Annotated in this window: 16 protein-coding genes and 1 other RNA gene; 11 read left to right on the top strand and 6 right to left on the bottom strand. The window is 67.6% G+C overall.

Translation table 11 applies throughout. The features are described from left to right. The first annotated feature begins 100 nt into the window (after positions 1-100). From C5E10_RS09115 to C5E10_RS09090, 6 genes are read left to right on the top strand one after another with little or no spacing between them, the layout of a single operon-like run. The gene (locus C5E10_RS09115) at positions 101-1159 is read left to right on the top strand and encodes an acyl-CoA dehydrogenase family protein (RefSeq protein ID WP_104331400.1); all 1059 of its coding nucleotides are present in this window, start codon (positions 101-103) and stop codon (positions 1157-1159) included. Continuing rightward, positions 1156-2643 carry a bifunctional PIG-L family deacetylase/class I SAM-dependent methyltransferase gene (locus tag C5E10_RS09110; RefSeq protein WP_104331332.1) on the top strand — a complete coding sequence of 496 codons (1488 nt, stop codon included), beginning with the start codon at positions 1156-1158 and terminating at the stop codon, positions 2641-2643. The genes C5E10_RS09115 and C5E10_RS09110 overlap by 4 nt, the downstream gene beginning before the upstream one ends. Next, positions 2640-3470, top strand: coding sequence for a glycosyltransferase family 2 protein (locus C5E10_RS09105; protein WP_104331331.1), 831 nt, complete (start codon positions 2640-2642; stop codon positions 3468-3470). Before C5E10_RS09110 ends, C5E10_RS09105 begins: the two co-directional genes overlap by 4 nt. Then, a complete protein-coding gene (locus tag C5E10_RS09100; RefSeq protein WP_104331330.1) occupies positions 3467-3994 on the top strand; it encodes a hypothetical protein in 528 nt (175 codons plus the stop codon). The genes C5E10_RS09105 and C5E10_RS09100 overlap by 4 nt, the downstream gene beginning before the upstream one ends. Next, positions 3991-5418: an NAD(P)/FAD-dependent oxidoreductase gene (locus tag C5E10_RS09095; protein WP_104331329.1), complete on the top strand. Its 1428-nt coding sequence runs from the start codon at positions 3991-3993 to the stop codon at positions 5416-5418. The genes C5E10_RS09100 and C5E10_RS09095 overlap by 4 nt, the downstream gene beginning before the upstream one ends. Before the next feature lie 30 nt (positions 5419-5448). Continuing rightward, the gene (locus C5E10_RS09090; RefSeq protein ID WP_104331328.1) at positions 5449-6387 is read left to right on the top strand and encodes an aldose 1-epimerase family protein; all 939 of its coding nucleotides are present in this window, start codon (positions 5449-5451) and stop codon (positions 6385-6387) included. A gap of 2 nt (positions 6388-6389) precedes the next feature. Here the strand turns inward: C5E10_RS09090 and C5E10_RS09085 are convergent, their stop codons facing one another. After that, positions 6390-7376, bottom strand: a complete 987-nt coding sequence (locus C5E10_RS09085; protein WP_181062702.1) for a LacI family DNA-binding transcriptional regulator — start codon at positions 7374-7376, stop codon at positions 6390-6392. A 174-nt stretch (positions 7377-7550) separates the two neighbouring features. On the opposite strand from C5E10_RS09085, the gene C5E10_RS09080 reads away from it, so the two are divergent. From C5E10_RS09080 to C5E10_RS09070, 3 genes are all read left to right on the top strand, one after another. Then, positions 7551-8375 carry a Nif3-like dinuclear metal center hexameric protein gene (locus C5E10_RS09080; protein ID WP_104331326.1) on the top strand — a complete coding sequence of 275 codons (825 nt, stop codon included), beginning with the start codon at positions 7551-7553 and terminating at the stop codon, positions 8373-8375. A 101-nt stretch (positions 8376-8476) separates the two neighbouring features. Next, positions 8477-9211 carry a zinc ribbon domain-containing protein gene (locus tag C5E10_RS09075; RefSeq protein ID WP_104241373.1) on the top strand — a complete coding sequence of 245 codons (735 nt, stop codon included), beginning with the start codon at positions 8477-8479 and terminating at the stop codon, positions 9209-9211. A 149-nt stretch (positions 9212-9360) separates the two neighbouring features. Further along, on the top strand, positions 9361-10509 hold the full coding sequence (locus C5E10_RS09070) for an ABC transporter ATP-binding protein (protein ID WP_104331325.1): 1149 nt from the start codon (positions 9361-9363) through the stop codon (positions 10507-10509). A gap of 209 nt (positions 10510-10718) precedes the next feature. On the opposite strand, the gene C5E10_RS09065 is transcribed toward C5E10_RS09070, so the two are convergent. From C5E10_RS09065 to C5E10_RS09055, 3 genes are all read right to left on the bottom strand, one after another. After that, a complete protein-coding gene (locus C5E10_RS09065) occupies positions 10719-11681 on the bottom strand; it encodes a carbohydrate ABC transporter permease (protein ID WP_104241371.1) in 963 nt (320 codons plus the stop codon). Further along, the gene (locus C5E10_RS09060; protein ID WP_104331324.1) at positions 11678-12808 is read right to left on the bottom strand and encodes a carbohydrate ABC transporter permease; all 1131 of its coding nucleotides are present in this window, start codon (positions 12806-12808) and stop codon (positions 11678-11680) included. The genes C5E10_RS09065 and C5E10_RS09060 overlap by 4 nt, the downstream gene beginning before the upstream one ends. A gap of 111 nt (positions 12809-12919) precedes the next feature. Beyond that, positions 12920-14236 (bottom strand): ABC transporter substrate-binding protein, encoded by a 1317-nt coding sequence (locus C5E10_RS09055; RefSeq protein WP_104241369.1) that lies wholly within the window; start codon positions 14234-14236, stop codon positions 12920-12922. Between the two features lie 322 nt (positions 14237-14558). On the opposite strand from C5E10_RS09055, the gene rnpB reads away from it, so the two are divergent. Beyond that, positions 14559-14925: RNase P RNA component class A (gene rnpB / locus C5E10_RS09050), an RNA gene on the top strand. A gap of 89 nt (positions 14926-15014) precedes the next feature. Here rnpB and ppgK read toward each other — a convergent pair. Together ppgK and map are read right to left on the bottom strand one after the other, a co-directional pair. Beyond that, the gene (ppgK, locus tag C5E10_RS09045; protein ID WP_104242077.1) at positions 15015-15797 is read right to left on the bottom strand and encodes a polyphosphate--glucose phosphotransferase; all 783 of its coding nucleotides are present in this window, start codon (positions 15795-15797) and stop codon (positions 15015-15017) included. Positions 15798-15837: 40 nt separating this feature from the next. After that, entirely contained in the window at positions 15838-16710 is an 873-nt protein-coding gene (gene map / locus C5E10_RS09040) for a type I methionyl aminopeptidase (protein WP_104331323.1), read from the bottom strand. 12 nt (positions 16711-16722) lie between these two features. Between map and C5E10_RS09035 the strand changes: the two genes are divergently transcribed. Next, positions 16723-16911, top strand: a complete 189-nt coding sequence (locus C5E10_RS09035) for a hypothetical protein (protein WP_104241367.1) — start codon at positions 16723-16725, stop codon at positions 16909-16911. The last annotated feature ends 10 nt before the right edge of the window (positions 16912-16921 follow it).

Here is a 16921-nt window from a genome sequence, read left to right as displayed (position 1 = left end):
TCCTGTGACCTCACGGTCGGCGTGCGTAGCGTGCTGTGGTCCGGGGAGTGCAGCATCCCGCCGTTGGGTATGGCTGGAGGGAGACAAGGTGCTCGAGTTCATGGGCAGGATCGGTGTCGACGTCGACTTCTGGGGCGGCAGTGCCCGGCTCCTCGAAGTCGCCGAGGAGTGCGCAGGGGACGCCTCGCAGATGCTCGGCGTCCTGCGCGAGCTCCCTCCCGTCCCAGTGCCGGGAAGCGGTCGCACCCGCGCGCTGCTGCATCTGCTGTCGAGTATCGCCGCGATCGATCTCACCGCCGCCCGTGTCGTCGAGCCGCACTTCGACGCCGCCGCGATCCTTGCGCAGGCGGGGGCGAAAGCCGGACGCGGGGAGGTCTGGGGCGTCTTCGCCTCAGCTTCGCCGGTGACTGTCCGCTGGCTTCCGGAAGCAGACTCGCACAGCGTCGCCGAGATTCCGGACGCGGAGCTGACCGGCACCAAGCGCTGGTGCTCGCTCGCAGCGGCGCTTGATCGCGCCCTCGTCACCGCGTCGGATTCGACGGGGGAGTGGATGTTCGTGGTCGACCTCCACCAGGCGGCGGTGGTGCCGCGCGAAGGCGGGGCACCCTTGACCGGCCTCCGTGGAGTGCCGAGCGGGCCCGTCGATCTCCACACGGCGGCTGCGAGAGCCGTGGGGGACGTCGCCGGCTGGTACACCTCACGTCCCGGGTTCGCCTGGGGTGGGATCGCCGTCGCCGCCGTGTGGTTCGGAGGAGCGGTGGCCCTCGGGCGTGCGCTCGAACGTGCGGTGGGCGGCAGGGAACCGGACCAGCTCGGACTCGCCTGGCTCGGTGAGACGGATCGTCTGCTGCACGGCGTCCAGATCCAGCTCGACGACGCCGCCGACCGTATCGACGCGGGGAGCGCCGACTGGGCACTTGCTCAACGGGTGCGCGGGAACACCGCCTCCGCCTGCTGGCGCCTGCTGACGCTCTGCGGAGAGGCCATGGGACCTGGCCCCCTCGCCTTCGACGCCACGCACGCACGACGGGTCGCCGACCTCACCATGTACCTCAGCCAGCATCACGGAGCCCGCGACGACGCAGCTCACGGGCAGCAGCTCGCGGCCGCGCTGCGCCTCTCCTCCGAAGCCCCATCGATCTCGGGGGACGAATCGTGATCGGCGCCGCATCGGTGGAGTTCACGCATCTGGACACGGGGACTCCAGAGGCAGCCTGGCGGGAAGCCGGTATCGAGCACCTTCCGACCCTCGCGCTGGAAGATGCACTCGGTCCGGAGACGCTGCTCATCGTCGGAGCCGCGCACCCCGACGACGAGTGCCTCGGCGCCGCTGGCCTCATCCTCAGGGCACTCGCGGCCGGAGCCGCCGTGCGCATCCTGCTGTGCACCTGGGGCGAGGCCTCGCACCCAGCTTCGCCCAGCGTCCAGCCACCGGCGCTCGCCGAGCTGCGACGAGCAGAGTTCCACGAGGCACTCAGACGGCTCCGCACGAGTCCTTCCCCTGGGGCGGAGGCCACCGGCGGGCAGCAGGGCTCCATCGAGTCGGTCGAGCTCGGTCTCGGCGACGGCCAGCTCTCGGAGTCCATCGACTTCATCGCAGACGCTGCAGCGAAGATCGTCCGGGATTCGCCGGCACAGCGTGTCGTCATCGCCGCGCCCTACCGGAGAGACGGACACACGGACCACGACACCGTCGGTGCCGCACTCGCGCGGGCCGCAGCGGAGGCCGACGCCCTGCTTCTCGAGTTCCCGATCTGGTTCTGGCACTGGGCACACCCCATGCGCGACAGCGAGTGGCGCCACTGGATGCGGCTCCCGCTCTCACCGGCGGAGACCGAGGCCAAGGCGGCCGCCCTCGACGCGCATGCCTCGCAGCTGCACGCGCTCTCCGACGAGATCGGCGATGAGACGGTGCTCGGGGCCAGCCAGGTCGAGCACTTCTCGAGGAGCTTCGAGGTCTTCCGGCTGACGGCGAGCGCGACGCGCGACGCCGGCTCGGCGAGTCACACGTTCGATGGCGTCCATGCAGACGCGGACGACCCTTGGGACCTTCGATCCAGCTGGTACGAGCGGCGCAAACTCGCCCTCATGGTCGGGATGCTGCCCGACGAGACGTACCGGCGCGCCCTCGAGATCGGCTGCTCCATCGGCGAGAGCACCGCAGCGCTCGCTGAACGGTGCGATCACCTGCTCGCCGTCGACGCGAGTGCCACCGCCCTTGGCCTCGCCGCGGCGAGACTCGCCGAGCTCACGGGCGTCGATCTGGCCAAGGCAACCCTGCCGCACGACTGGGACAGCCTCGGTCTCGGACCCGGTCAGCTCGATCTCGTCGTCGTCTCCGAGACCGGCTACTACCTGGCGGAGGACGAGCTCTGCGAGCTCCTCGCCAACTCCCGCCGGGCCCTGTCGCCGACCGGCGTGCTCGTGCTCTGCCACTGGCGTGGTCCGATCGACGGCTGGCCGCTCGACGGCGACCGAGTGCACGCCCTCGCAGCACGACTCGGCATGCGCAGCCTCGCCTCCTACTCAGAGGACGAGACCCTCATCGATGTCTACGAGAACGGGGTGCCGCCGAGCGGTGGCTTCTGCTTCGCCTCGGGTGCAGCCTCTGGTGCGCAGCAGTCTGCGAGCGCTGCCGGATGACGGTGACGAGTCCCGTGAGCGGTTCGGCGACCGGTGAGGGGAACTCGCGCACCCCCATCCGCGATCTGCGGATCGTGGTGCCCGCCCGAGACGAAGCGGAGACGCTGGCCGAGTGCCTCGCCGCGCTGACGGTCGCGATGGACTCGATCCCCTGCCCGAGCGCAGGTGTTCGGGTGCAGCTCGTCCTCGTCCTCGACAGCTGCCGCGACGCGAGCGCGCGGATCGCGGCCCGAGCCTCCGAGCGGGACGAGCGCATCCGCGTGATCGAGGGGCTGCACGGCTCCGTCGGCGAAGCCAGACGAGCGGGCGTGAGGGCCGCCCTCGGCCTCACCTCCGGGGGCGACCAGACAGCCGTCGACCTGACCTCGACGTGGATCGCCTCCACCGATGCCGACTCCGCCGTGCCGCCGCGCTGGCTGCTCACACAGCTCGAGTTCGCCGACGCGGGGATCGACCTCCTGCTGGGGACGGTGAACGTCGAACCCCAGTCGGATGCTCCGCACGTCGAGGCCAGGTGGCGTCGGGACTACTCGAGCGTCGAAGGGCACCCGCACATCCACGGTGCGAACCTCGGCGTCCGGGCCTCGGCCTACCTCGCCGCCGGCGGATTCCCTCCGCTGAGGGAACACGAGGACACCGGCCTCGCCGCCGCGGTCGGCGCGTGCGGCTTCGCCGTGCACTCGACGGCCAGCTCGCCAGTCCTGACCTCGGGACGGCAACGTGGACGCACGCCGGGCGGCTTCGCTGGCTATCTGGAAGACCTGTGCGCCCCGAATCTCGAGCCACGAGACAATCGGGACACGGCAAGCGAGAGGAGCAGGGCATGACAACGGCACGAGGATTCGACCACGACGTGTACGCGGGGTATCTCAACGCGCACCTCCTGGCTTCGGAGGCAGGGCTGCGCGCATTCAAGTCAGCCAAGGCGACGTGGGCCGGATCACCGCACGAGCAGACGATGCGGCTGCTCATCGCCCATATCGCGGCCGACCGCCGGGATCTCGCGTCGCTCATCGATCAGCTCGGCTACCACGAGTCGTTCCTGAAGCTCTGGCTCACGAACGCGGCGCGCGTGGCGGGCACGTTCAACCCGGTGAACATCCTGCGCCTCAGGCGGCGCCCGAGCACGCAGCTCGAACTCGACACCCTCACCGGCATGGTGCGCGCCAAGCTCTCGATGTGGGAGGCGCTCATCGCAGTGCAGCCCCGGGACCCGCGACTCGTGCTCTCCGGATTGCGGGAACTCGAAGCCCGTGCGCACACCCAGATCGAGCTCATCCAGAGCATCAGCCGCGACTCCGTCGAGGAACGATTCCTCGAGCAGGACCCGCGGGCAGGCGCTGGACGGTGAGTCGCCGGGCGGTTGTCGTCGGGGCGGGCCCGAACGGACTGACGGCTGCGGCGCTCCTCGCGACGCGGGGCGTCGAGGTCACCGTGTACGAGCGCGACGCCCAGATCGGAGGAGCGGCGAGGTCCGCCGAGCTGTTCGGCCCGGGTTTCGTGAGCGACCTCGGGGCCGCGGCGCACCCCTTCGGCGTCGCGAGCCCGGCGTTCCGCGAGCTTGCGCTCGAGCAGAACGGGCTCGAATGGGTGCAGCCCGAGATCCCGATGGCGCATCCCCTGCCTGGCGGGCGCGCGGCGATGCTGCACCGGGACATCGAACGCACGGCCCAGGAGCTCGGCGTCGACGGCCCCAACTGGCGACGCCTGCACGAGCACTTCTCGCACCATCCCTTCGAGACGGTGGAGAACGCGATGGGTCCGCTCCTGCGAATCCCCCCGCATCCCGTCGACATGGTGCGACTCGGGGTCTTGGGGGCGCTCCCTGCGGCGACGCTCGCGAACCTCGTCTTCCGAAGCGGCGCGGCCAAGGCGCTCCTCGCCGGCTCCTCGGCGCACGCGACGCTGCCGCTCACCCGACCGCTGACATCGGCGTTCGGCATCGCCTTCGGCGCCCTCGGCCACAGCACCGGATGGCCCGTGGCGAAGGGCGGCTCGGTGAGCATCACGGATGCACTCGCCAGGGTGCTGCTCGCCAACGGCGGACGCATCGAGACCAACGCAGAGGTCACGGACCTCCGCGACCTCCCGCGGGCCGACGCCGTCCTCCTCGACCTCACGCCGAAGCAGATCCTTCGCATCGCCCCGGAGCAGCTGGAGTCGCGCTACGCCGCTCATCTCGCACGGTGGAAGTACGGGGCTGGTGTGCACAAGATCGACTACCTGCTCGACGGACCCGTGCCGTGGGAGGACGCGAGGGTCGCGTCCGCCGGCACCGTGCACGTCGGCGGGGAGTTCCGACAGATCATCGAGGCCGAACGAGACATCAACCGCGGGCGCATGCCGGAGAAGCCGTTTGTCATGGTCACGCAGCAATCCGCGGCCGACTCGAGCAGGACGCACGATGGAAGGCAGGTCCTCTGGTCGTACGCGCACGTGCCCAACGGCACAGCGCTCGACGTGCGCCCAGCGCTTGAAGCACAGATCGAACGCTTCGCGCCGGGCTTCGCGGACGTGGTCCTCGAACGTCGAGAGTGGTCGCCGAGCGCGCTCGAAGCGTGGAACCCGAACCTGGTCGGCGGTGACATCGGCGGTGGTTCGATGGCGGGCACGCAGCAGCTGTTCCGGCCTACGCCCTCGCTGCATCCCTACCGCGCCGGACGACGGGGACTCTACGTGTGCTCGTCGTCGACGCCTCCTGGGGGCGGGGTCCACGGCATGCCGGGTCTGCACGCTGCACGTGCCGTGCTGCGTGATTGGGGACGTCGCGACTGAGCAACCGTCGCGTCCCGCTACGGTTGACGCATGCATCCACCTGTCACCGGTCCCCAGCACGAGGTTGTGAGCGGACTCGTCCGCGTCAAGGTCGGCCGGGTCGCTGCGGTGCTCCGTTCTCTCGAGGTCGGCGGCGTGCAGCTCGTCGAGGACTTCGGCGACGACGTCCTCCCACCCTTCGGCGCCGGCTTGACCCTGTTCCCCTGGCCGAACAGGGTCAGGGATGGCCGATGGGCGCACGACGGAAAGACGCAGCAGCTCGACATCACGGAGCCAAGCAAGGGCAACGCCTCGCACGGTCTCCTGCGCAACACGGAGTACGCGGTCGTCGGAGAGACAGGCTCGGGCCTCGAACTCTCCGCGACGGTGTTCCCGCAGCATGGCTGGCCCTTCACGCTCCGCCACACGGTGCGGTACGAGGCCGTCGATGACGGCCTCGTCGTCACGCACACGGTCGCCAACCTCGGCACGCAGAAGGCGCTCTTCGCGGTCGGTGCTCACCCGTACTTCCGCGTCGGAGAGGAGCCGATCGCCGATCTCGTCGTCAGCGCCGATCTCGTCGAGCGCGTGCTGCTCGATGATCGACTGCTCCCGGTCGGAACCGAGCCCGTCGTGTCGGGAGGAACGTTCGACCTTCGTGCTGGTCGCAGGGTGGGCGATCTCGACCTCAACTACGCCTTCCGCGTCCGCCCTTCCGGCGACCGCACGCTGCTGACCGTCGAGTCCGCGGCCGGGGCCCGCCTCGAGCTCTGGGGCGACGCCGACTTCCGGCACCTCCAGCTCTACACGCCCGCCGACTTCCCCCGCCCCGAGGGGCACCACGGAGGCACCGGCCTTGCGTTCGCCGCGGAGCCGATGACGTCCCCACCGGACGCCCTCAATTCTGGCGTCGACCTCATCGAGCTCGACGTCGCCCAGGTCTGGAGCAGTTCGTGGGGAGTGCGCTTCTCACCGGCAGACGAGAGCTGAGCTCAGACGCGCTTGCCCGAAGAACGGCGGACGACGAGCCGCGGTTCGACGAGCAGCTCCTGCGGCAGTGAATCCTTGCCCGCCTCGGCCTCGATGAGCCACCTCGCGGCCTCTCGTCCGATGACCCCGTTGTGCGGGTCGACGGAGGTGAGCGAGACACCGGCGATGGATGCGAGGAACGAGTTGTCGTAGCCCGTGAGCGCCACGTCGTCCGTCGTCAGGCCGCGCTCCTCGAGCGCACGCTGCACGCCGAGGGCGGCTAGGTCGTTTGGTGCGATGATCGCGGTCGGCGGGGTCGCACGGGACAGCAGGCTCGTCGCGGCGACGTAGCCTCCGAGCTCGGTGAAGTCGCTCTCCTGCACCTGCACGTGGCCCGCGAGTCCGTGCGCCGTCATCGCTTCCTCGTACGCTTCCGCCCGGCTGCGGCCGGCGGCGGCAAGCCCTCCGAGATGCGCGATGTCGCGGTGGCCGAGGGAGGTCAGATGCTCGACCAGGAGCGCGAGGCCCTTGCGGTCGTCGGTTCGCACGCAGCCCGCGTTCGGCAGCCCTTCGGCCAGGCCGGACGCCACGACGACGGGACGATCCTCCGCGAGAGCACCGAGCGAGGCGGCATCAGGAAGGGAGCCGGCGATGAGGACGCTCCTCGGCCGCAGATCGCTGAGCGTCGCGATCGTGCCCTCGTCGAGCTGGCGCACGGTCCCCGACTCGGGCAGCACGGCGGTTGTCATCAGCCCGCGCCGCCCCGCCCGGTCGAACTCCAGGCTCGCCGCGTCGATGATCTCCGCGAACACGGGGTTGACCGGGTCTGCGACGAGTATCCCAATGAAGTCGCTCATGTTCGTCGCCAGCGATCTGGCCAGCAGATTCGGTCGGAACCCCAGCTCGTCGGCGGCTGCGAGCACGCGGCTCTTCCGCGCCTCGCTGACCTTCTCCGGATCGCTGTACACGAGCGAGACGAGCGACTTGGACACGCCGGCAACCGCCGCCACGTCGCGAATCGTAGGACGCTTTGCGGGATTTGGGACAGCACGACGCTGTTGCTCTGACAAGAGGTCTCCTGGGGGAAACTCTGGGAGAAGGACTCCGGGGGAGGGAGCTTCGGAGTGCTAACACTACGCGGAAAGTGCGGCACCCGACGGCAGCACCGCCGGTAGAATCGCCCCATGGTGACCCGACTGCGCGACGTGCTCATTTTCGGAGAGCGGAACTGGCCCTCGTCAGGAGCGGAGTCCTGGGACTCGGTCGGTCTCGTCTCCGGCGCGCTCGACGCTGAGGTGGGCCGCATCCTCCTGGCAGTCGATGCCGCCCAGCTGACCGTGAGTGAAGCCGTCGACACATCCGCTGACCTCCTGCTCGTGCATCATCCGCTGCTTCTGCGCGGCGTCACGACCGTGGCGGAGTCGAGCGCGAAGGGCTCGCTCCTCGCGCAGCTCATCCGCGCGGACTGCGCGCTTCTCGCAGCGCACACGAACGCCGACGTCGTGGAGACCGGCACCTCGGCGGCGCTCGCCGCTGCGCTCCGGCTCGAGCAGGTCACGCCGATCGTGCCGTCCGCAGGCAACCCCGACCGCGGCCTCGGACGCGTCGGCGTCCTGCCGCAGCCCATGACGCTCGGGGTGCTCGCACGGGCTCTCGCGGGCATCCTGCCGGCAACCGCGACGGGGATCCGCGCAGCTGGCTCCTTCGACCGCCTCGTGGAGACCGTCGCGCTGTGCGGCGGAGCCGGAGACTCGCTGCTCGAGGACCCGAAGGTCGTCGGCGCCGACGTCTACATCACGAGCGATCTCCGCCATCACCCGGCCTCGGAGTCGCTCGAGCAGACACTCGCACGCGGTCGAGGGCCCGCACTCATCGACACCTCGCACTGGGCGAGCGAGTGGCTGTGGCTCGACCATGCTGCTCGCGAGCTGCGCGCGGAATTCCCGCAGCTCGACGTCGAGGTGTCCGAGCTCCGCACCGACCCGTGGGAGTTCGCCATCCCCCAGTAATGCGCGGCGGGCCACGTGCGCGCCCTGCGCGGGCGGCACACGACTTCACGACAGAATGAGGGAACTATGAACGACAACCAAGACATGAACCGGGGCCAGGCATGAAGGCCAGCGAAGCAGACCAGCGCCGCCTGCTCGACCTGGCCGAGGTCGACACCAAGCGCCGCCGTGTGCAGCACGTCGCGAAGAACCTGCCAGAGCAGCACCATCTGAACGCCCTCGACGAGGAACGGACGAAGCACCGTGCCGAGGTCGTGCAGCTGCTCGGGCAGCTCGAGGACTCGCGCAGCGAACTCAAGAAGATCGAGTCGGACGTGGAGACCGTCGAGGCGCGCCTGAAGCGCGACAACGACCGGCTGCAGGGTGCATCGAGCCGGAAGGACATCGAGGCGCTGCAGCGCGAGATCGAGGTGCTCCAGCGGCGCCGGACGATACTCGAGGACGGCGAGCTCGTGGTCATGCAGCGCGTGGAGGAGCAGACCGCGGCACACGAAGGCGCGCTCGAGTCCCAGCGAAGCGTCGAGGACCGTGCGCGGGAGCTCACCGTTCTGCGCGACGCCGCTCGCGACAACCTCAAGGGCGAGTACCGTGTCCTCTCCGAGCAGCGGGCGAGCGTCCTCGCGAGCCTGCCAGCCGACCTCGTCGCGCTGTACGAGAAGCAGCGCGAGCGCTACGGCGTCGGCGCGGCCGAGCTGATCGGCAACATCACGACGGGAACCAACGTGGCCCTCGACCGACCCGAGCTCGAGAAGATCCGCCGCGCCGCGCCGGATGACGTCGTGATCTGCCCGGACTCAGGCGCCGTCCTGGTGCGCACGGAGAAATCCGCGCTCTGATCCGAGAAAGTCGAGCGCCCGCCGCTGAGTTCTGACATACTCAGTGGCGGAGCGCCGACGGCGTCGCTTGAAGTGAAACGCATCGTTGCTCCTCACCTATTACTACGGATCGTCCGGCACGTACCTGCCGGTAATGAGGGAGTACTCCTATGGCAACTGTGACCTTTGAAAGCGCCTCGCGCGTCTACACCGAGGGCGCTCGTCCCGCGGTCGACAGCCTGGATCTCGAGATCGACGACGGAGAGTTCCTCGTCCTCGTCGGACCATCCGGCTGTGGCAAGTCCACATCGCTGCGCATGCTGGCAGGGCTCGAAGAGGTGAACCACGGCCGCATCCTGATCGGCGACCGCGACGTCACGCACCTCCCGCCCAAGGACCGCGATATCGCGATGGTGTTCCAGAGCTACGCGCTCTACCCGCACATGACGGTCGGCGAGAACATGGGCTTCGCGCTCAAGATCGCCGGCATCAACAAGGAAGAGCGCGCCAAGCGAGTCCTCGAGGCCGCCAAGATCCTCGACCTCGAGCCGTACCTCGACCGCAAGCCGAAGGCGCTTTCCGGTGGTCAGCGTCAGCGTGTCGCCATGGGCCGCGCCATCGTGCGCAGCCCTCAGGTCTTCCTCATGGACGAGCCGCTCTCCAACCTGGACGCGAAGCTCCGTGTGCAGACGCGTACCCAGATCGCGAGCCTCACCCGCCGCCTCGGCGTCACCACGGTCTACGTCACGCACGACCAGACCGAGGCCCTCACGATGGGTGACCGCATCGCGGTCCTCAAGGACGGGGTCCTCCAGCAGGTGGGAACGCCGCGCGAGCTCTACGCGAAGCCGAAGAACGTCTTCGTCGCCGGCTTCATCGGCAGCCCGTCGATGAACATCTTCGGCGCCGACCTCACCTCCGAGGGCGTGCGCTTCGGAACCGACATCATCCCGCTCGAGCGCGCGACGCTGGCAAAGCTCAAGTCCGGTACCGCCACGGTCGGAGTCCGCCCCGACGACATCATCATCTCGCGCGAGGAGAAGCCGGGCCTCAAGGTCGAGGTCGACCTCGTCGAGGAGCTGGGCGCTGAGGGCTACCTCTACGGCCACTCGATCATCGACGGAACACGCACGGACATCGTCGCTCGCGTCGACGGCCGCAGCCACCCTGAGGTGGGCGAGACGATCTACGTCACCACGGACAACGACCACATCCACATCTTCGACCCGGAGACCGAGCAGCGCATCAGCGGTGCGCTCACGGAGGCCATCCGCCTGCAGGAGGCGAACGACGCTCTCGCGAGCGGAGCCGCCAACTAGCACTCTGCTCCAGAGCTGCGAACGCCCTCCCGAGATCACAGATCTGGGGAGGGCGTTCTGCTGCGCCAACAAAGAGACGCGTCGGAGCGATGCAGTTGGGGGAGCGGGGGAGCGAGCACCGCACACCGCTGCGTCACCGCACGACTGAGGGGGAGCCGGCTGGCTCCCCCTCAGTCGTGTGATGCGAGCACCCGAGGGCGCCGACCGGACTAGCCCTTCGTGGATCCTGCCAGCAGGCCGCGGACGAAGTAGCGCTGCAGCGAGAAGAACACGATGAGGGGCACGAGGATGGAGAGGAACGCACCAGCCGTGAGCAGCGGCCACTCCTGACCACGCGAACCCGTGATCTCGGCAAGCAGCTTCGTCATGGGAGCCACCGCACCGTCCGCGAAGACGAGCGCGACCAGCAGATCGTTCCAGACCCAGAGGAACTGGAAGATGCCGAACGAGGCCACGGCGGGCAGCGTCAGCGGGACGATGATGCGGAAGAAGATCTGGCCGTGGCTCGCACCGTCGACGCGAGCTGCCTCGATGACCTCACGTGGGATCTCCGAGATGAAGTTGTGCAGCAGGAAGATGGCGAGCGGCATGGCGAAGATCGAGTGAGCGATCCACACCTGTGCGAAGCCAGCGTCTGCTCCGAACGCGGCGATCACGGGGACACCGAAGATCTCACCGCGGGCGAAGAGCTGCAGCAGCGGCACGAGTGCCATCTGGATCGGCACGACCTGGAGGGCGAAGACGAGGATGAACAGCCAGTTCTTGCCCTTGAAGTCCATCCACGCGAACGCGTACGCGGCGAGCAGTGCGATCGCGAGCGGGATGACCGTCGCGGGGAGCGCGATGACGATGGAGTTCAGGAACGCCTGCGCCATCGTGAGCTGCGTATTGCCGGAGGCGAGCACTTCGACGTAGTTGTCGAAGGTCAGGCCCCAGTTCTGGAAGATCGTCCACCAGCCGGTGCTGACGACCTCCGCCTTGGGCCGGAACGAGGAGACGAAGAGCCCGAAGGTCGGGATGGTCCACACCACGGCGATCGTGATCGCCGCGATGGTGGCCCAGCGGCTGGTGAGGTTCTTCTTCACCTTGCCGCTTGTGCTCTTCTCGCCTCGTGCGAGCTGCTCCGCCGTCTTCGTGTCGACGGGCAGTTCGACTGGAACGATGGCGCTCATCGGATCTCCCTCTGCTTCTTCATCTGGTTCGCGTTGTAGATGATGATCGGCAGCACGAGGATGAACAGCACGACCGCGAAGGCGGCCGATCGTCCGGTCTCGAAGGTCTTGAACTGCGTGTACATCTCGTTCGCGATGACGCTCGTGTCGTTCGCGCCTGCGGTCATCGTGCGAACGATGTCGAAGACCTTGAGCGAGGCGATGGAGATCGTCGTGACGACGACGACGAGCGAGGAGCGGATGCCGGGGACCGTGACATTGATGAACCGCTGCCACGGGTTGGCGCCGTCCAGGGACGCGGCTTCGATCTGGTCCATCGGAACGCCCTTGATGGCGGCCGAGAGCACGACCATGGCGAAGCCGGTCTGCACCCAGATGAGCACGATGATGAGGAAGAACGTGTTCAGTGGCGACTCGGCGAGGAAGTCGTATGGCTGCCCGCCGAACCAGACGATGATCTGGTTGAGGAGGCCGATCTGGTCCTGATCGGCTGGTCGTGCCGTGTACATGAACCTGAAGATGATGGACGCGCCGACGAACGAGATCGCCATGGGCATGAACACGAGCGCCTTCAGGAACTTCTCACCACGCGACTTGTCGATGAACACGGCGTAGGCGAGGCCCGCGACCGTCGACAGGATCGGCGTCACGACGACCCAGATGATCGTGTTGAGGACGGTCCGGATCCCGCTTGGCTGCGTGAAGATCCAGATGAAGTTCTCGAGGCCGACGAAGTCGCCGGCCTTGTTCGTGAACGCCTGGCCGGTGGTCTGGATGCTCGGGACGATGAGTCCGATGATCACCAGGATCAGGGCAGGTGCGAGGAAGCCGATGAGGCCGATCAGGTAGCCGGCGCCTTCACGCGACCTCTGGTCGAACCAGAAGAGCAGGGCACCGAGCAGGATGGCGACGATCGCCGCCCAGGTGTAGGTGCCGAGGATGAACACGAGTGCGACTGGGACTGCGATGCAGACGACGAGCCGCAGGATCGTGTATTTCTTGCCGGGTCGAGGCGCGAGCTCGACGAAGTAGACGATGAGCGCAACCACCGCGAGGAACGCGATGATGACGATCGGGACTTGCAGGAGTGGCGGCAGTTGGGCCAGCCACGTGAAGAAACTTGCCATTGTGACCTTCCAGGGTGGCAGACAAGCACGTGCGCGGGGGACGTCGTCGTCCGTGCGGTGGAATGCGTGTGGAGCACCCGGCGCGAGGCCGAGTGCTCCACAACACGGTGCTTAGCTGGAGGGCCAGCCTGATTCGATCTGGGTGGTCACGGTGTTGACGTCCGTGCCGTTGATCCAGTCGATGATGCCCTTCCAGAACGTTCCTGCTCCCACTGCCGAGGGCATGAGGTCAGATCCGTCGAAGCGGAAGGTCGTCGCCGGGTCCTGGAGGATCGCGATGGACTCCTGCAGGATGGGGCTGGACGCGCTTGCCGGGTCGAGACCCGTGTTCGCGCTGATCACGCCGCCGAGGGAGACGCGGCTGTTCGCCCACTCAGGGCTGGAGAGGTACTCCTGGACCTTGACCGTGTCCTCGTCCGCGTTGAACGATCCCACGATCTCGCCGCCGCCCGTGACGGCGAGTTCCTTGCCCTCGACGGGCGGAGTCATGAAGGCCCAGACGTCGCCGTCCTCACCGACCGTGCCGCCCGCTTCGGTGATGAAGCCGTCGTAGAACGAAGCCTGGTGGTGCAGCGCGCATGTGCCGTCGACGAGCTTTGCGGCTGGGTCGCCGAACGCGGTCGAGTTGATGGAGCGCACGTCGCCGAAGCCGGCGTTGACGTAGTCGGGGTTCGTGAGGATCTTGCCTGCTTCATCGAACGCGGCCTGGATGCGCGGGTCGGTGAAGGGAATCTCGTTCGCGACCCACTGGTCGTAGACCTCTGGTCCCTGCTGGCGGATGACCAGGTCTTCGATCCAGTCGGTGCCAGGCCATCCGGTTGCGGCGTCGGAGCCGAACCCGGCGCACCAGGGCGCGGTTCCGGTCTTGGCCTGGATCTCGCCGGTGAGCGTGATGAGCTCTTCCCACGTCTTCGGCACTTCGTATCCGTTGTCCTTGAAGAACTTCGGCGAGTACCAGACGAAGCCCTTGAGGTTCGCCATGAGTGGCGCCCCGTAGACCGTGCCGTCGTACGAGGAGTACGTCTTCCAGTCTTCCGACCAGTACTGCTCGAGGTTGCTGACGACGCCTTCCGGTGCCTCGGTGAGCAGGCCGCCACTGGCGAGGTCGCCCATGAGGCCGGGCTGCGGGAAGATGGCGATGTCTGGTGGGGTACCGCCCTGGGCTCGAACGGAGATCTGCGTCTCGAACTCCTTTGAGCCTTCGTAGACGATCTCGATGCCGTTCTCTTCCGCCCAGCCGGCCCACGATTCCTCGAGGAGCTCGGCTTCGGCGTCGACGATCGTGCCGTAGATCGTGACCTTGTTGTCGCTTGGGCCGCCCGAGCTGTCCTGCACTCCGGGTCCACCGGAACAGGCGGTCAGGGCGAGACCGGCGACTGCGAGTGCGGCAACCGATGTTGCGGCACGTCGCTTCGTGGATGTTGTCATTGAACTCCTCCTTAAGTCCTTGACTGCGAGCGAACCGCCGTTCTGGGCAGTCATTGCCCAGACTCGCTGCAAGAGCGCGTCGGTTCGGCTACGGCATTCCTGAGAGCTGCGTGTGGAAATGCCGTGCGCTTTTGGAGCGTACACGAACTCCTCAGTTGATCCACGCCGTTCACTAAGTCGTTATGAAGGGATGTCCAGCTGCGGTGAATATGGCACGTTCCTCGCTCTGATCCCTGCTTACGGAAGCGTCATTCGCCCGCGTTGAGTCAGATTGTCTGAACAATCTTCGGAGCGTTCTCCAGGCACTACGATGGTGCGTGAGCAGGTCGACCAGGCGGTCGCGTCATGGGAAGCCATGCCGAGGAACGTCCGGGCTCCGCAGAGCAGGACGGTGGGTAACGCCCACCCGGGGAAACCCGCGAGACAGTGCCACAGAAAGCAGACCGCCCCGCCGCGTCCTTCGGGATGCAGGGGTAAGGGTGAAAGGGTGGGGTAAGAGCCCACCGGGCGCCTGGTGACAGTCGCCGCAAGGTAAACCTCGTCCGGAGCAAGGCCATACAGGGGATGACGACGCTGCTCGCCGAGTCCCCGGGTAGGCCGCTAGATGCACGCGGCAACGTGTGCGCGAGAGAGATGGCCGCCCCCGATTCACATCGGGACAGAACCCGGCGTATCGGTCGGCCTGCTCACCCTCTTGGTCGCGGTGCCGGGCTTGAAGCTGTTCTGGCTTCCGGCCCGGCCTCCGTGGTTCGGTTCAGCGCGAGTCTGGGGTCGGGGATCAGACCCAGTGCTCAGCTGCGAGGCACGCTGAGCCGACGATGCCAGCGTTGTTCATGAACTCGGCGACGACGATGGGGGTCTCGACGTCGATGTAGTGCAGGAACTCGTCTGCCTGCTTGGAGATGCCACCCGAGACGATGAAGACATCGGGGGAGAAGAGCGCCTCGAGCTGACGGTAATAGGGAGTGAGTCGCGAACCCCATTCCGAGAACGACAGCTCATCGCGCTCGCGCACCTTGGACGAGGCGAACTTCTCGTAGTCGCTGTGGTCGCCGATGCTGATATGCCCGAGCTCGGAGTTCGGGAACAGGTGGCCCCCGTAGAACATGGCCGTCCCGATCCCGGTGCCGAGCGTCGTCATGATGACGCTGTCGAGTCGCCCGTGCGCGACGCCGAAGCGCACCTCCGCGATGCCGGCCGCGTCTGCATCGTTCGCGAGCGCCACTTCGCGTCCGACCGCCTCCGAAAAGGCTGCTCTGGCGGCGAAGTCGATCCAGCGCGGCGAGATGTTGGCCGCGGAACGCGTCACCCCGTGCTTGACGATGGCGGGAACGCTGATGCCCACCGGGACGTCCGTGTCGCCGTCGAGGTCCTTGTCCCAGATCTTGCGGACGATCTCCATGGTCGCGTCGATGACCTCGCGCGGGTCACCGCCGACCGGCGTCGGCACCTTGCGCCGCTTGGAGAGCAGCTCGCCCGTGCGGAGGTCGACGAGCGCCCCCTTGATGCCGGTGCCGCCGATGTCGATGCCGATGGCCTTGGTGGCTCTGCTCTTGCCCATGCGTGTGAGCATATCGGGAGCGGGGTGCCCGTTCGCGCCGTCAGGCCGATGGCACGGTGAGGAGCCGCGGGCCGTCTGAGGTGACGACGACGGTGTGCTCCCACTGCGCGCACCGAGAGCCATCGGAGGTCACGACGGTCCAGCCATCATCCCAGAGGCGCCAGTCCGAGGTCCCGAGCGTGAGCATCGGCTCGACGGTGAAGACCATTCCCTCTTCGATGACCGTGGTGTGCTGCGGGGAGTCGTAGTGCGGGATGATCAGGCCGGAGTGGAAGGCGCCACCGACACCGTGGCCCGTGTAGTCGCGCACGACCCCGTAGCCGAACCTGCCCGCGTACTTCTCGATGACGCGCCCGATGACGTTGACCTGCCGCCCCGGCTTGGCTGCGGCTATGCCGCGCATCATGGCCTCGTGCGTGCGCTCGACGAGCAGCCGCGACTCGTCGGCGACGTCGCCGACGAGGTACATGCGGTTCGTGTCTCCGTGCATGCCCTCGAAGTAGGCGGTGATGTCGACGTTGAGGATGTCTCCGGATTCGAGCACCGTGTCGTCTGGGATCCCGTGGCAGATCACCTCGTTGAGCGAGGTGCAGCTCGATTTCGGGAACCCGCGGTAGCCGAGCGTCGACGGATAGGCGCCTCGCGCGGTCACGAAGTCGTGCGCGATGCTGTCGAGCTCATCGGTGGTGACGCCTGGGACGGCGAACTGCTCGAGGTGCTCGAGGGCATCGGCGGCGATGGCGGATGCCCGCTCGATCCGGGCGATCTCCTCCAGCGTGTAGACATCCCCGCCTGTCCACTTGTCCGGCGCCTGCTTGCCGACGTACGGCGGACGGGTGATGGCGGCTGGGACGGATCTGGCCGGGTCGCTGCGGCCGGGGATGAGGAGTCCTGTGTTCGGGTCTTTCGGCATACGCTTGAGCCTATGACCGATACGCATGCACAGGAATTCTGGTACAACTCGCGCACGGGCGAGGTCGAGGTCGGACGGCAGTCCCTCGGCTCAGAGCTCGTCGGCCCGTTCGCATCCGAGGCAGAGGCGAAGCGCGCCCCTGAGAAGCTTCAGGAGCGCGCGAAGGCCTGGGCTGAGGAAGAGGCCGAAGAGGACCGCTGAGCTTCGGCGT

The sequence above is a fragment of the Pseudoclavibacter sp. RFBG4 genome, assembly GCF_002931515.1.
Lineage (GTDB): Bacteria > Actinomycetota > Actinomycetes > Actinomycetales > Microbacteriaceae > Pseudoclavibacter.
The sequence above is the reverse complement of the archived record's forward strand: the minus strand, read 5'-3'. Positions and strand labels throughout refer to the sequence as shown.

Bases quoted from the DNA above. Each gene is read 5' to 3' on its own strand.
- C5E10_RS09035 (WP_104241367.1), top strand. From the start codon at position 16,723: ATGACCGATACGCATGCACAGGAATTCTGGTACAACTCGCGCACGGGC.
- C5E10_RS09080 (WP_104331326.1), top strand. From the start codon at position 7,551: ATGGTGACCCGACTGCGCGACGTGCTCATTTTCGGAGAGCGGAACTGG.
- C5E10_RS09075 (WP_104241373.1), top strand. From the start codon at position 8,477: ATGAAGGCCAGCGAAGCAGACCAGCGCCGCCTGCTCGACCTGGCCGAG.
- C5E10_RS09100 (WP_104331330.1), top strand. From the start codon at position 3,467: ATGACAACGGCACGAGGATTCGACCACGACGTGTACGCGGGGTATCTC.
- C5E10_RS09060 (WP_104331324.1), bottom strand. From the start codon at position 12,808: ATGGCAAGTTTCTTCACGTGGCTGGCCCAACTGCCGCCACTCCTGCAA.
- C5E10_RS09065 (WP_104241371.1), bottom strand. From the start codon at position 11,681: ATGAGCGCCATCGTTCCAGTCGAACTGCCCGTCGACACGAAGACGGCG.
- ppgK (WP_104242077.1), bottom strand. From the start codon at position 15,797: ATGGGCAAGAGCAGAGCCACCAAGGCCATCGGCATCGACATCGGCGGC.
- map (WP_104331323.1), bottom strand. From the start codon at position 16,710: ATGCCGAAAGACCCGAACACAGGACTCCTCATCCCCGGCCGCAGCGAC.
- C5E10_RS09090 (WP_104331328.1), top strand. From the start codon at position 5,449: ATGCATCCACCTGTCACCGGTCCCCAGCACGAGGTTGTGAGCGGACTC.
- C5E10_RS09115 (WP_104331400.1), top strand. From the start codon at position 101: ATGGGCAGGATCGGTGTCGACGTCGACTTCTGGGGCGGCAGTGCCCGG.
- C5E10_RS09070 (WP_104331325.1), top strand. From the start codon at position 9,361: ATGGCAACTGTGACCTTTGAAAGCGCCTCGCGCGTCTACACCGAGGGC.
- C5E10_RS09105 (WP_104331331.1), top strand. From the start codon at position 2,640: ATGACGGTGACGAGTCCCGTGAGCGGTTCGGCGACCGGTGAGGGGAAC.
- C5E10_RS09055 (WP_104241369.1), bottom strand. From the start codon at position 14,236: ATGACAACATCCACGAAGCGACGTGCCGCAACATCGGTTGCCGCACTC.